This window comes from Haloleucobacter ellipsoideus (genome assembly GCF_052491725.1).
Genome location: NZ_JBQWAR010000020.1, coordinates 230,118 through 242,786 on the forward strand (window position 1 = coordinate 230,118; position 12,669 = coordinate 242,786).

The 12,669-nt window shown below is 64.0% G+C and carries 14 protein-coding genes; 8 read left to right on the forward strand and 6 right to left on the reverse strand.

What is annotated here, in order from left to right:
* Positions 1 to 133: 133 nt before the first annotated feature.
* Entirely contained in the window at positions 134 to 874 is a 741-nt protein-coding gene (locus ACT6QG_RS12900) for a transaldolase family protein (protein ID WP_444977974.1), read from the reverse strand.
* A 237-nt stretch (positions 875 to 1,111) separates the two neighbouring features.
* Between ACT6QG_RS12900 and ACT6QG_RS12905 the strand changes: the two genes are divergently transcribed.
* Positions 1,112 to 1,477 (forward strand): hypothetical protein, encoded by a 366-nt coding sequence (locus ACT6QG_RS12905; protein WP_444977975.1) that lies wholly within the window; start codon positions 1,112 to 1,114, stop codon positions 1,475 to 1,477.
* 49 nt (positions 1,478 to 1,526) lie between these two features.
* On the opposite strand, the gene ACT6QG_RS12910 is transcribed toward ACT6QG_RS12905, so the two are convergent.
* The 4 genes from ACT6QG_RS12910 to ACT6QG_RS12925 all read right to left on the reverse strand — a co-directional run bounded on the left by ACT6QG_RS12910 (position 1,527) and on the right by ACT6QG_RS12925 (position 5,728).
* A complete protein-coding gene (locus tag ACT6QG_RS12910) occupies positions 1,527 to 2,027 on the reverse strand; it encodes a GNAT family N-acetyltransferase (RefSeq protein WP_444977976.1) in 501 nt (166 codons plus the stop codon).
* 159 nt (positions 2,028 to 2,186) lie between these two features.
* On the reverse strand, positions 2,187 to 3,206 hold the full coding sequence (ilvC, locus tag ACT6QG_RS12915; RefSeq protein ID WP_444978285.1) for a ketol-acid reductoisomerase: 1,020 nt from the start codon (positions 3,204 to 3,206) through the stop codon (positions 2,187 to 2,189).
* 129 nt (positions 3,207 to 3,335) lie between these two features.
* Entirely contained in the window at positions 3,336 to 3,851 is a 516-nt protein-coding gene (gene ilvN, locus ACT6QG_RS12920) for an acetolactate synthase small subunit (RefSeq protein ID WP_444977977.1), read from the reverse strand.
* A 116-nt stretch (positions 3,852 to 3,967) separates the two neighbouring features.
* A complete protein-coding gene (locus ACT6QG_RS12925; RefSeq protein ID WP_444977978.1) occupies positions 3,968 to 5,728 on the reverse strand; it encodes an acetolactate synthase 3 large subunit in 1,761 nt (586 codons plus the stop codon).
* Positions 5,729 to 6,168: 440 nt separating this feature from the next.
* Here ACT6QG_RS12925 and ACT6QG_RS12930 point away from each other — a divergent pair, with 440 nt between their 5' ends.
* The 7 genes from ACT6QG_RS12930 (at position 6,169) to lpxK (ending at position 12,156) form a co-directional block, all read left to right on the forward strand.
* On the forward strand, positions 6,169 to 6,657 hold the full coding sequence (locus tag ACT6QG_RS12930) for a hypothetical protein (protein ID WP_444977979.1): 489 nt from the start codon (positions 6,169 to 6,171) through the stop codon (positions 6,655 to 6,657).
* An 18-nt stretch (positions 6,658 to 6,675) separates the two neighbouring features.
* Entirely contained in the window at positions 6,676 to 7,641 is a 966-nt protein-coding gene (ubiA, locus tag ACT6QG_RS12935) for a 4-hydroxybenzoate octaprenyltransferase (RefSeq protein WP_444977980.1), read from the forward strand.
* 175 nt (positions 7,642 to 7,816) lie between these two features.
* Positions 7,817 to 8,668 carry a 3'(2'),5'-bisphosphate nucleotidase CysQ gene (locus ACT6QG_RS12940; RefSeq protein ID WP_444977981.1) on the forward strand — a complete coding sequence of 284 codons (852 nt, stop codon included), beginning with the start codon at positions 7,817 to 7,819 and terminating at the stop codon, positions 8,666 to 8,668.
* Positions 8,665 to 8,916, forward strand: a complete 252-nt coding sequence (locus ACT6QG_RS12945; RefSeq protein WP_444977982.1) for a DUF4170 domain-containing protein — start codon at positions 8,665 to 8,667, stop codon at positions 8,914 to 8,916. Before ACT6QG_RS12940 ends, ACT6QG_RS12945 begins: the two co-directional genes overlap by 4 nt.
* A gap of 164 nt (positions 8,917 to 9,080) precedes the next feature.
* Complete coding sequence (locus tag ACT6QG_RS12950) at positions 9,081 to 9,809, forward strand: lysophospholipid acyltransferase family protein (protein ID WP_444977983.1); 729 nt, start codon at positions 9,081 to 9,083, stop codon at positions 9,807 to 9,809.
* Positions 9,806 to 11,101: a 3-deoxy-D-manno-octulosonic acid transferase gene (locus ACT6QG_RS12955; RefSeq protein WP_444977984.1), complete on the forward strand. Its 1,296-nt coding sequence runs from the start codon at positions 9,806 to 9,808 to the stop codon at positions 11,099 to 11,101. The genes ACT6QG_RS12950 and ACT6QG_RS12955 overlap by 4 nt, the downstream gene beginning before the upstream one ends.
* On the forward strand, positions 11,098 to 12,156 hold the full coding sequence (gene lpxK / locus ACT6QG_RS12960; protein WP_444977985.1) for a tetraacyldisaccharide 4'-kinase: 1,059 nt from the start codon (positions 11,098 to 11,100) through the stop codon (positions 12,154 to 12,156). The genes ACT6QG_RS12955 and lpxK overlap by 4 nt, the downstream gene beginning before the upstream one ends.
* Before the next feature lie 112 nt (positions 12,157 to 12,268).
* Here lpxK and ACT6QG_RS12965 read toward each other — a convergent pair whose 3' ends face one another.
* On the reverse strand, positions 12,269 to 12,496 hold the full coding sequence (locus tag ACT6QG_RS12965) for a DUF2093 domain-containing protein (protein ID WP_444977986.1): 228 nt from the start codon (positions 12,494 to 12,496) through the stop codon (positions 12,269 to 12,271).
* Positions 12,497 to 12,669: the final 173 nt, after the last annotated feature.

A 12,669-nucleotide genomic window follows, 5' to 3' on the forward strand; every position in this document is an offset into this window, starting at 1 on the left:
GCGGAGAAGTTTAACAGGCTCCGGCAGCGGTGCAATGCCGCATCTGCACCTGATGTGTCACAGGTGCAGATGAAGCGCATGGAAAGGTGACATGTTACTGCCCCGACCGGCTGCGGCCGGGCCTGCCCGCTCCTCAGCCGCGATTTGCGGTCTCAAGGGTGAGGCCAGCGGCCAGCGCATCGGTGCGGAACGCCTTGACCGCATCGAGGGAGAGTTCAGCGGCCGTGCGGGAACCAAGGGCCGGCAGCTTTTTGAGCACATCCGCAGGCGCGGTGATGATGTGGCAGCCGAGACGGTCCGCCTCGATGACGTTCCACACCTCGCGGGTGGAGGCCCAGATGACCTCGACATTATCCGTCGCCCGTGAAAGCTCCACGGCACGGGTCACGGCCGGCACATAATCGATGCCCGCATCGGCCAGACGCCCGGCAAATACCGAGATGCATGAGGGCGCACCGCCCGCAAGGGCCGCCACACCGGCATCCACCTGCGGCAGATCAAAAATGGCGGTGAGGTTCACGCGCACCCCGTCCTGCACCAGATCGCGCACCAGCTCATAAAGCGTTTCGCCGCGTGTGTTGGAAACCGGCAGCTTCACATACACATTCTCGCCCCAGGTGGCGATGACACGCGCCTGCGCCCGCATCTCGTCGATCTCGTCGGAGAACACCTCGAAGGAGATGTGCCGGTCCGGTACAGCGCTGACCAGATCACGGGCATAGGCCTCATAATCGGAAACGCCGGCCTTGCGCAGCAGCGAGGGATTGGTGGTGAAGCCGGTGATATGACCATGGGACGCCATGTCCACGATCTGCGCCTTGTCCGCACCATCGGTGAACAGTTTGATCTTCAGATCCTCAAGCTTCACGGACATCTCACTCCCCCTCCCCATGATCGATTCGGCCAGTACGCTACATGAATGCGCGGCCCATGTCCTGCGCATGACAGCCGCCTGTGAGGGCCTGTCCCCACCGGTCCGCCATCCTGGCCGTTGAGCATCTGTTTACCATAAATGGATGTGTCTGCCCGCGCGCAACCTTCGGGAAACTCCTGAGCCCCAGACTGCCCACAACAACCCGACCGGCAGCCCGATTTGCGGAGCGAGACAAGTATGATCTCAACAGACATGGTGGAGCGCATGGCGCGCGCGATGCATGCCTTCTCGCAGAGCCGCTATCCGCTGCTTGAGGAGTGGGACCAGCTTTCGCCGGAGCGCCGCGCCTATCAGCGCCAGCTTGCCGCCCATGCCCTGCAGGCGCTGACCGCCCACGACATCATCGAAATCAGTTCCCACAATGCGCCCGAGATCGTCGCCCTGCCGGTCGAGCCCGGCCCCTGGGCACTGGCGGAATTGCAGGAAGCCGCCATCTGCGACAATGGCACGGCCATGGATGCCCGTCGCCGCTATCGCTCTTTCCTTGCCACAGCCTCCCTGCCGCTGGCCACGCGCCACCCGGATGCAACATCCGCATACTGAGCCGCAGGATCATGCAAGGCGGACATCAGCGGGGCTTCGGCCCCGTTTTTCATGCGCCCTGCCCGCCTTGCGTGGAAAGGGGCACCATGGGGCGGCTCTTTTCCATCCGCACATCCCCGCCCGCCAGCTCATCCGTGATGTGCCAGCCCAGATGCCGGTAGAAGCCGCACGCCCGGCTGGCTGAGGCGGTTTCCAGCCAGATATGCGGATGATGGCGAAACAGCGCCTCTTCCGCCTGGGCCACCAGCGCCCGGCCCAGCCCCTGCCCTTCAAACCGGGGCTGGATGAAAGCCGCGAACAGGCATGCCTCGTCCTGATCGATCATGGAAAAGCCGGCGATCCCGCCCTTCACCTGTTCGCCATCCAGCTGCGCGACCCAGACCAGGGGGCAGTCCTGCGTCATGGCAGACAGCATCGCCGCCAGCACGGGCGGTGTGATGCCCAGCCCCGCCAGTTGCTCAAGGCTCATATGGTTTTCGTGCACACCGGTGCGGATGGCGAAAATCGCATCCACATCCTGCACTCTCGCCGGGCGAATCTGTCTGTTCATGTCGAACTCCGGCGGGTTTCACCCTGCCCGGCCTGCATCCCGTCGGGCATGAGGCCCTAAAAAAAACGGGCGACCAGCGGAGCATAATGCTCCCCCGATCGCCCGCCGGAACTCTTCCCCCACAGGCCATGGACCCGTGGGGGAAGCCATTGGTATGGCTCAGTTCTTGGTCTTGTCGACCAGAGCCTTTTCCTTGATCCACGGCATCATGTCGCGCAGCTTGGCGCCCACTTCCTCGATCGGGTGAGCGTTGTTGCGGGCGCGGGTGGCCTTGAAGGACGCCTGGTTGATCTTGTTCTCCAGCATCCAGTCGCGCGTGAACTTGCCGGACTGGATGTCCTCCAGAACGCGCTTCATCTCGGCCTTGGTCTCGGACGTGATGATGCGCGGACCGGTGACATACTCACCATATTCCGCGGTGTTGGAGATGGAGTAGTTCATGTTGGAGATGCCGCCCTCATAGATGAGGTCGACGATCAGCTTCAGCTCGTGCAGGCACTCGAAATAGGCCATTTCGGGCGCATAGCCGGCTTCCACCAGCGTCTCGAAGCCGGCGCGGATCAGGTCCACGGTACCACCGCACAGAACAGCCTGCTCGCCGAACAGGTCGGTCTCGCACTCTTCCTTGAAGGTGGTCTCGATGATGCCGGCGCGGCCGCCGCCAATGGCGGAGGCATAGGAGAGCGCCAGGTCATGGGCATTGCCGGTGGCGTCCTGGGCAATGGCGATGAGGGTCGGCACGCCGCCGCCACGCTGATACTCGGAACGCACGGTGTGGCCCGGGCCCTTGGGGGCGGCCATCAGCACGTCGAGGTCCTTGCGCGGCTCGATGAGGTTGAAGTGCACGTTCAGGCCGTGGGCGAACAGCAGGGCAGCGCCTTCCTTCATGTTGTCATGAAGGCTCTCGCGGTAGATGTCGGCCTGCAGCTCGTCAGGGGTGAGCATCATCACCACATCGGCCCACTTGGCGGCCTCGGCGGGAGAGAGCACCTTGAAGCCTTCGGCCTCTGCCTTCTTGGCAGTGGCGGAACCGGGACGCAGCGCGATCGCCACTTCCTTGACGCCGGAATCGCGCAGGTTCAGCGCATGGGCATGGCCCTGGCTGCCGTAACCGATGACAGCGACTTTCTTCCCCTTGATGAGGTTCAGATCCGCGTCGCGGTCGTAATATACACGCATCATAATCTCCTGCTGAGCGTTATCTCTGGGATTGTTTCTTATCTGTCTTCTGGCCGCGCCCCGGTCAGGACGAGCCTGACCTGTTTGCACCGGATTACAGCAGAATGGAACGGCCTTTTGCGCGCCGGCTCACATTGCCTTGGGACCGCGCGAAATGGCCACAACGCCAGTGCGCGCCACTTCCACGAGGCCAAGCGGCTCCATGAGATGGGCGAACTGGTCGATCTTGTCGGACTTGCCGGTGATCTCGAACACGAAGCTCTCCCGCGTGGCGTCGATGACGCGGGCGCGGAATGCGTCAGCAAGGCGCAGGGCCTCGGAGCGGGCCTCGCCCAGCCCATACACCTTCACCATGGCCAGCTCCCGCTCCAGGCATTCAGCCTCGACGGTGAGATCCAGCACGCGATGCACCGGCACCAGCCGGTCCAGCTGGGCGCGAATCTGGGCAATCACCATGGGCGTGCCGGTGGTGACGATGGTGATCCGCGAAAGATGGCCTTCCTGGCTCACCTCGGACACGGTCAGGCTGTCGATATTGTAACCCCGGCCGGAGAACAGGCCGATGACGCGGGCCAGCACGCCGGGTTCATTGTCCACGAGGACAGAAAGGGTGTGGCGCTCGATACGTTCGGAATGGGACGGCATGAAAAAGCCCTCGGGCAATCTGGTGAAGCATCTGTCTGGCTGAAGGATGCCCGCGCCGGCAAAATGCGGTGCGGGCGGGCCATGGGGCGCAAGGCGCGGCCCCACGGCATCCGGCATCACACCAGCATCTTGCCCTCATCGGTGATGGCGCTGTCGAGATCCACGGCCATGTCGCCGAGAATCATCTCATTATGGGCGCGGCCCGAGGGAATCATCGGGAAGCAGTTTTCCTGCTGGTCCACGATGCAGTCGAAGATGACCGGGCGCTTCACATTGATCATCTCCTGGATGGCGCCATCGAGATCACCCGGCTTCTCGCACCGGATGCCGACCCCGCCATAGGCCTCGGCCAGCTTCACGAAATCGGGCAGCCCCTCGGAATAGGAGTGGGAGTAGCGCCCGCCATGCAGCAGCTCCTGCCACTGGCGCACCATGCCCATATATTTGTTGTTCAGAATGAACACCTTCACCGGCAGGCCAAACTGCAGCGCCGTGGACATTTCCTGCATGTTCATCTGGATCGAGGCTTCACCGGCAATGTCGATCACCAGCGCATCGGGATGCGCCTTCTGCGCGCCGATAGCGGCCGGCAGGCCATACCCCATGGTGCCCAGCCCACCGGAGGTAAGCCAGCGGTTCGGCTCCTCGAAATGCATGAACTGCGCCGCCCACATCTGGTGCTGGCCGACTTCGGTGGAGATGTAGACATCCTTGTCCTTCACCGCCGCATACAGGCGCTCAAGCGCATATTGCGGCTTGATGATCTCGTCGGACGGACGATAGGCGAGGCACTTGCGGGCGCGCCAGCGGTTGATCTGGGCCCACCAGTCTTCCAGGGCCTGCTTGTCCATGCTCAGATTCCGGCCGCGCCAGGCCGAGACCATCTCCTCCAGCACCCGCGTGCAGTCGCCGATGATGGGCAGGTCCACCTTCACCACCTTGTTGATGGAGGATGGATCGATATCGATATGGATCTTCTTCGAGCCGGGCGAGAAGCCATCCACCCGGCCGGTGATGCGGTCATCGAAGCGCGCGCCGATGCAGACCATCACGTCGCAATCGTGCATGGCCATATTGGCCTCATAGGTGCCGTGCATGCCCAGCATGCCCAGCCACTGCTTGCTGGAGGCCGGGAAGGCGCCAAGGCCCATCAGGGTCGAGGTCACCGGCACACCGGTGATGCGCGCGAGTTCGCGCAGCAGCAGGCTGGCCTGCGGGCCGGAATTGATGACGCCGCCGCCGGTGTAGAAGATCGGCTTCTTTGCGCTGGCCAGCATCTCCACGGCCTGCGCCACCTGCTCCTGCTCGGGCGTCAGCTTCGGGCGATAGGTTTTGTGCTGGATATTCTCGCGGCCGATATAGGTGCCGGTGGCAAACTGCACATCCTTGGGAATATCGACCACGACCGGGCCGGGCCGCCCGCTCTGCGCCACATAGAAAGCCTCATGCAGCACGCGCGCGAGGTCGTTCACGTCCTTCACGAGATAATTGTGCTTGGTGCAGGGGCGGGTGATGCCCACCGTGTCGCATTCCTGAAAGGCGTCGGAGCCGATCAGATGGGTCGGCACCTGGCCGGAAATGCACACCAGCGGGATCGAATCGAGCAGGGCGTCGGCAAGGCCGGTCACGGCATTTGTCGCCCCCGGGCCGGACGTGACCAGAACCACACCCACCTTGCCGGAGGAGCGGGCATAACCTTCGGCGGCATGCACCGCAGCCTGCTCATGGCGCACGAGAATGTGCTCGATGGCATTATGGCTGAACAGCGCATCATAGATGGGCAGCACAGCGCCGCCCGGATATCCGAAAATGTGCTCCACACCCTGATCGGTGAAGGCCTGGATCACCATTTCGGCGCCGGTCATCTGTTTGGTCATGGCCCTACTCCCGTGACGCTCCCTGCGCCCTTATTCATGTTCAAACCCGCCGGGCCATCCAGCCCGGAAGGCCTGTGCCCCGGGCCGCGCGATTGCCCAGAAACGACGAAGGGGCCCCAAGGGCCCCTCGTCACGCGCCACGTCAGTTCGTCACAGCCTCAAGCTGCACCGATCGTGGCGCCCCCGCGTACAATAAGAATAACGAAATTGCGCTTCACAACGCGTCCCCTTTTGAAAGTTGCGCAAAACCTATCCCTGACGATGCGATCCGTCAAGCACTGTCCAAGGCCGTTTCCTTTTATCGCGCATGGACCGCGCGGGCCGGCACAGGAAGACATCCGCTCATCATTATATTGCCCCAAGGTTGCCCCAACTGTCTGCTCTCTGTATCAGCAATGATGAGGCTCCTTGAGGGCAACAGAGAAAAGGCCGGTTCACCCATGCGCAGATTCAATCTGATGCTGGCGGCGGCGTGCATCGGGAGCGCGCTCACCGTCTCCTCCGCTTATGCCGACTGCCAGACCGATGTCACCACCCTGCGTGACGAACTGGAAGCAAAGGGAAAAGCACTGCAGAAAGCCACCAGTGCCAAGCAGCCTGACCCGGTGACCCTGTGTCCGCTCTTCCGCTCCTTTGCCGCGGCCGAGGCGAAGTGGAGCCAGTTCCTGACCGAAAACAAGGACTGGTGCCAGATTCCCGACGACGCGATCAAGCAGGCGGCGGCGAGCCTGAAGAACACCATCAACATGCGCAACCGCGTCTGCCAGGCGGCCGAGGCCGGCCCCTCGTCCGGTGGCGCGGCTTCCGGCCCGCCCGCGCAAGGCTCCATTTCCAGCGCCCTCGGCATCACCACCGGCTATTCCATCAACCCGCAGGTGGACCGTCGCGGCGGAGTGTTCGACACGCTGCGTGGCAATGCCCTGCAGTAAGAAAGCGAGCCCGGAATCGTGAAGGTGCAGGACAGCACTGTCGACACAACTGTCGCCGATGCCCCACGCGGCAACTGGGTGGACCAGTATGCGCCCGTGGCCATGCGTCCCTATCTGCGTCTGGCGCGGATGGATCGCCCCATCGGCTGGTGGCTGCTGCTGCTGCCCTGCTGGTGGTCCACCGCCCTTGCCGCCATGGCGGCCGACCAGCGCTGGCCGGACCCGAAGCTGCTGATTCTCTTCGCCATCGGCTCCATCGCCATGCGCGGTGCCGGCTGCACCTGGAACGACATTCTCGATCGCAAGATCGACCGCGCCGTCGCCCGCACCCGCAGCCGCCCCATTGCGAGCGGAGCCGTGAGCGTGCCGGCGGCCTTCGCCTTTCTGGCCTTCCAGTGCCTCATCGGCCTTGCGGTGCTGGTGAGCCTGCCGCGATTCGCCATCATGACCGGCCTGGCCTCCATGGGGGTCGTGGCGATCTATCCGCTGATGAAGCGCATCACCTCCGTACCGCAGATGGTTCTGGGCATCGCCTTTTCATGGGGCGCGCTGATGGGCTGGGCGAGCGTTTTCGAGACGCTGAATGATCCGGCCCTGCTCCTGTTCGCCGGCTCGGTGGCCTGGGTGTTCGCCTATGACACCATCTATGCGCATCAGGACAAGGAAGATGACGCCGTGGTGGGGGTGCGCTCCACCGCGCTCCTGTTCGGTCGCAAGACACAGCTTGCCGTCGCCCTGTGTTACACGGCGGTCGTGGTGTTCTTCGCCGGCGCCATCCTCTCGGTCTCCGCCGGGCTCTTCGCCATTCTGGGGCTGGCCGGCTTTGCGCTCCATCTGCAGTGGCAGGTCCGCAGTCTGGATATTGATGACCCGGATCGCTGTCTCGCCATCTTCAAGTCCAACCGCAATGCCGGGCTGATCCTGTTCACGGGGCTGGCGCTCGATACGCTGGTGCCGACTCTCCTGCACTATCTCCTGCCCTGAGCCTGCCTTCCATAAGGGCACCTTATGCGAAAACCCGAAACAGGCAGACCCTCCAGTATCACTGCCGTAACAGGGTACGGTCGCCCGGCGGGCCGGCATGTGGAAAGGGTGAAGCGGGGCAGATTAGGCACAATGCCCATTGCCTTCCGCTGCCCGCCCGCCTATGTGGCGTGACATGAGCGTTGAGACCTCCCACATCATTCCTGATGATGCTGGCATTTGTCCGGCCGACCAGCGCGTCGCCCGCCAACTGGCGGAAATCGTTTCAGCGGCAGGCGCACTTGCGCTCGACATGTCGCGGGCCGGGATCAAGACCTGGACCAAGGACGACAGCTCTCCCGTTACGGAAGCCGACCTCGCCGTGGACCGCTTCCTGCGCGATGCGCTGAGCGCGATCGCACCGGAATGGGGCTGGCTCTCCGAGGAAACGGCCGACAATGAGGCCCGTCTGAGCGCACGGCGCATCTGGATTGTCGATCCGATAGACGGCACGCGCGGCTTCATGAGCGGCGCGCCGGACTGGGCCGTCTCCGCCGCCCTTGTCGAAAATGGCGTGCCAATTCTGGGGGCCCTTTTTGCTCCGGTTACCGGCGAGCTGTTCACCGCCATGCGCGGCGGCGGGGCACGACGCAATGGCGCGCTTCTGCGGGCCACCCAGCGCGATACCCTTTCAGGAGCCGCCGCCATCGGCCCGGCGGATGCGCTGGATGCGCTCGAAAAATCCGCCCCGATCACCCGCCTGCCGCGCGGCCACTCCCTGGCCCTGCGCATTGCACGGGTGGCGACCGGCGAGGTCGATATCGCCCTCTCCCGCGCCAACAGTCATGACTGGGATCTTGCGGCGGCCGACATTCTGGTTCGCGAGGCCGGGGGGCAGCTGACCACCTATGATGGCCTGCCGGTGCGCTACAATGCACCCTCACCGCGCCATGCCCCCCTGATCAGCGCCGGAACGGGCCTGCATGGCCTGGCCCTTGCCGCCGCCCGCACCCATTCCTTCCCGCAGCGCCAGCCAGACAAGGCATGACCATGTCCAAAGCCAACCGACAACTGCCCCATCTCGTTTTTGGTGGAGAACTCTCCAGCCTCGACAGCAATGAGTTCAAGGACCTGTCGAAGCTCGACATCGTTGGCATTTATCCGGATTACGCCTCGGCCGCAGCCGTATGGCGCGCCAAGGCCCAGCAGACCGTGGACAATGCCATGGTGCGCTATTTCGTCGTGCATCTGCACCGTTTGCTGGACCCGGAAACGGAAGACGCCGAAGAGCACTGAGACCGCGCACGGATTCTGGAGCCCCGCGCCCGCGGGGCCTCTTCCACCTGTTTCATTGCAGACATGCAATACTGCGTGAATATGCTTTGAACCGGAGCGCAGGGCGGCTATTGAATGTATGCGCTCCATCTGGGGCGCTGCAAGACAGGTGAGTATCCAGGCACATGTGGCGGCGACTGAGGACCAACCGCGCCTTTCAGGTGGCAGCGGGCACGAGCTTTGCTCAATACTTCAGGCTGGTCGCGCATACGACTCGCTTCACCGTTGAACCTGCCAATATTTTCGAGACGATCGACGCGCGCATGCCCGTCATCCTCACCTTCTGGCACGGGCAGCATTTTCTCACCCCCTTCGCCATGCAGCCGCATCATCAGGCCAAGGTCCTGATCTCCCGGCATGCGGATGCCGAGATCAACGCCATTGCGGCGGAGAAGCTGGGGGTTGGCACCATTCGCGGCTCCGGGGCCACCTCCCCGCGAGATTTTCACCGCAAGGGCAGCGTTTCAGCCACGTTCGAGCTGCTGGACACGCTGGCCTCCGGAATCAATGTGGCGATGACGGCGGATGTCCCCAAGATCGCCCGCAAGGTCGGCCTCGGTGTGGTCACGGTTGCGCGCTATTCAGGACGCCCGATCATCCCTGTCGCCATGGCCACCCGCAACCGCATCACACTGAAGAGCTGGGATCGCGCCAGCCTCAACCTGCCCTTCGGGCGGGGAGCTGCTGTTGTGGGAGACCCGATCTATGTCGATCGCGATGTGGATGAGGCGGGATTGAAGGCTGCGCGCGATCAGGTGCAGCATGCGCTGGAGGCCATTACGGCGCGCGCGGAGGCCATTGCCCATGGCGCGCCCTCCAATGGCCTCATCACTCGCAGGACCAAAGCCGGATGAAAGCACGCGGTCTTCCCTTCACCCTTCGCCTGTATCGCGGCGCGAGCACCGTCGCCTCGCTGCTGACACCGGCATGGCTGGGTTACAGGGTGAGCAAGGGCAAGGAAGACCCGGAGCGCATCGGCGAGAGACGCGGCATCGCCAGCGCGGAACGTCCGGAAGGCCCGCTGGTCTGGGTGCATGGGGCAAGTGTGGGCGAGGTCAACTGCGTCCTGCCCCTGGTTGGCCAGTTGCGTGCGCGCGGTTATGCCGTGCTGCTCACATCCGGCACACTGACCTCCAGCCGCCTTGTGGAACGACGTGCCCCGGAAGGGGTGATTCACCAGTTCTGCCCGCTGGATGCCACCATCTTCATCTCCCGCTTTCTCGATCACTGGCAGCCGGATCTGGTGCTGCTGGCCGAATCCGAGCTGTGGCCGAACCTGCTGACGGAGCTCGGGCGGCGCAACACGCCCACCGTGCTGGTGAACGGGCGCCTTTCCGCCCGCTCCGCCCGGCGCTGGCAGCGCATGCCCAAGAGCGCGCGCGCCCTGCTCTCCCGCATCGATCTGTGCCTTGCCCAGAGCGAACTGGACGGGGAGCGCTTCCGCACGCTCGGCACGGAACGGGTGGATGTGAGCGGCAATCTGAAATTCGATGTTCCCCCTCCCGGCGCCGATGCGCTGGAGCTGGATGCCATGACCCGCGCTCTGGGCCGGCGCCCGGTGATGCTGGCGGCCTCCACCCATGCCGGCGAGGATGAGATGGTGATTGCCGCCCATATGCGGCTGCGGGAAGAGTTTCCCGGCCTTATCACCATCATCGCGCCCCGCCACCCGGAGCGGGGCGGCAACATCGCCGCACTTGGCGCAAGCGCGGGGCTGGATACGGCCCAGCGCGCCATCGGCCATCTGCCGGAAGCGGAGACCGAGCTCTATGTGGCGGATACGATCGGCGAATTGGGCCTGTTCTACCGCATTGCCCCGGCATCCTTCATTGGCGGCTCCCTTGTGCCCCATGGCGGACAGAACCCGATCGAGGCCGTGCAGCTCGGCACCGTGGTGATCCACGGCCCCCATGTGCACAATTTCTCCGACATTTACACCGCGCTCGACAATAATGAGGGCGCAGTGGCAGTCCATGATGCAGACAGCCTCACACTGGCTGCGAAAACCCTGCTCTCGGATGCGCGCCGGCATGGCCGCACCAGCCGCAAGGCGGCGGAGGTTCTGGAAAACATGGGTGGCGCGCTGGATCGCACCTTGCGCGCCATCGAGCCTTATCTGCTTCATATCAGGCTGCAACACCAATGATGAACGGCGCTCCCGGCTTCTGGTGGCGACGGGGCGGTCTCGTCTCCACGCTTATGTCCCCGGTCGGGAAGCTTGCCGGCTCCCTCACCCTCAAACGCATGGACCAGGAAGGCGGCACGGTGCCTGTGCCGGTCTTCTGCATCGGCAACCCGACAGTGGGCGGGGCGGGGAAGACCCCCACCGCCATTGCTGTTCTGGAAAGCCTGAAGGCCCGGGGCGCATCACCTTTCGCCCTGCTGCGCGGCCATGGCGGCTCGGCCACCAGCCCCCTGCATGTGGACCCTGCCACCCATGGGCCGGACCTTGTGGGCGATGAGGCGCTGGTTCTCGCCCGCCATGCCCCCACCATCATTTCCGGCGGGTCTGACAGGCTGGCGGCGGCCAGTCTGGCTGTCTCGCTGGGCGCGAGCCATATCATCATGGATGATGGCTTCCAGAACCCGACCCTGCATAAGGATGCCGCCATATTGGTGGTGGATGCCGGCATTGGCGTCGGCAATGGCGCGGTGCTCCCCGCCGGCCCCCTGCGCGCACCGCTGGAGCCGCAGCTCAAGAAGGCGGATGCCCTGCTGCTGATCGGCCAGAACGGGCTGGAAAGCGGCGGCCCCGGAGATCAGGTCAAGCAGGCGGCGCTGGCCGCCGGATGCGTGGTTCTTCACGGCCATATCGAGCCGGATGTTGATATTCTCGCCAGCCTGAAGGGGGCAACCCTGCATGCCTTTGCCGGCATCGGCCACCCGGAGAAGTTCTTCAACACCCTCACACGGGCCGGGCTCGAAGTCTCCGTGACCCGCGCCTTTCCCGATCACCACCCGTTCCGTGAGAGCGAGATCGAGGGGCTGGTGGAACAGGCCTCCCTTGCCCGCGCCTTGCTGGTGACAACCCAGAAGGACATGGCACGCCTGCTGGAGCCGCGCTTCAAGGTGCTGCGCGAGCGGATCATCTCCCTGCCCATCCGCCTTGTTCTGGACGAGCCGGAGCAGATGGAAGCCTTGATCGCCGCGGCGGAAGAGCGCGCAAAAGCCCGCATGCAGGCCACCCCCAAACCCGCCTGAGAGCGAGCGTTCAGGGGCAGGCGACCTCCGTCACCGGCTGCCCGCATGTCCTTCACCCTGCCCCGCACCCGGCCTTGTGGCGCAGGTGCGGGAAATGCGGGGTGAAAAACGCTCAGGCTTTGGGCCGGCCCACTTCGGCGAGGCGCTGGGCAACAGCCTCGGGCGTGGCGTAGGCCTCCTGCAGATCCACACTCCAATAGTGCAGGTCATCCAGCGCAATAGGCTCGCCCGTTACAGCGCAGCGCACGAAACGGCCGGGACGCACAATGCGGAAATCGGCATCGAGATACTGAAGCTGCGCTTCGCCTTGGGATTCGGGGAAGCGTTCAAATCGGTTCATGAAAGCACGCAGATTCCTGAGTTGATGCGGTATAGATAGGGCTTTGCCCAGCCAGGCGAAAGGGGTTGTGTTCATCACGGTTCCGGATGCTGGCTCAACCATGCGGACGCATGATGAGCCGGATCTCAGCAGCCTGTGTCTTCTACAGCATGATGGCGCGCAATGCTGCGATT

Bases quoted from the DNA above. Each gene is read 5' to 3' on its own strand.
- ACT6QG_RS12945 (WP_444977982.1), top strand. From the start codon at position 8,665: ATGACCATGTCCAAAGCCAACCGACAACTGCCCCATCTCGTTTTTGGT.
- ACT6QG_RS12940 (WP_444977981.1), top strand. From the start codon at position 7,817: ATGAGCGTTGAGACCTCCCACATCATTCCTGATGATGCTGGCATTTGT.
- ACT6QG_RS12910 (WP_444977976.1), bottom strand. From the start codon at position 2,027: ATGAACAGACAGATTCGCCCGGCGAGAGTGCAGGATGTGGATGCGATT.
- ACT6QG_RS12930 (WP_444977979.1), top strand. From the start codon at position 6,169: ATGCGCAGATTCAATCTGATGCTGGCGGCGGCGTGCATCGGGAGCGCG.
- ACT6QG_RS12965 (WP_444977986.1), bottom strand. From the start codon at position 12,496: ATGAACCGATTTGAACGCTTCCCCGAATCCCAAGGCGAAGCGCAGCTT.
- ACT6QG_RS12905 (WP_444977975.1), top strand. From the start codon at position 1,112: ATGATCTCAACAGACATGGTGGAGCGCATGGCGCGCGCGATGCATGCC.
- ilvN (WP_444977977.1), bottom strand. From the start codon at position 3,851: ATGCCGTCCCATTCCGAACGTATCGAGCGCCACACCCTTTCTGTCCTC.
- lpxK (WP_444977985.1), top strand. From the start codon at position 11,098: ATGATGAACGGCGCTCCCGGCTTCTGGTGGCGACGGGGCGGTCTCGTC.
- ACT6QG_RS12925 (WP_444977978.1), bottom strand. From the start codon at position 5,728: ATGACCAAACAGATGACCGGCGCCGAAATGGTGATCCAGGCCTTCACC.
- ACT6QG_RS12955 (WP_444977984.1), top strand. From the start codon at position 9,806: ATGAAAGCACGCGGTCTTCCCTTCACCCTTCGCCTGTATCGCGGCGCG.
- ACT6QG_RS12900 (WP_444977974.1), bottom strand. From the start codon at position 874: ATGTCCGTGAAGCTTGAGGATCTGAAGATCAAACTGTTCACCGATGGT.
- ilvC (WP_444978285.1), bottom strand. From the start codon at position 3,206: ATGCGTGTATATTACGACCGCGACGCGGATCTGAACCTCATCAAGGGG.
- ACT6QG_RS12950 (WP_444977983.1), top strand. From the start codon at position 9,081: ATGTGGCGGCGACTGAGGACCAACCGCGCCTTTCAGGTGGCAGCGGGC.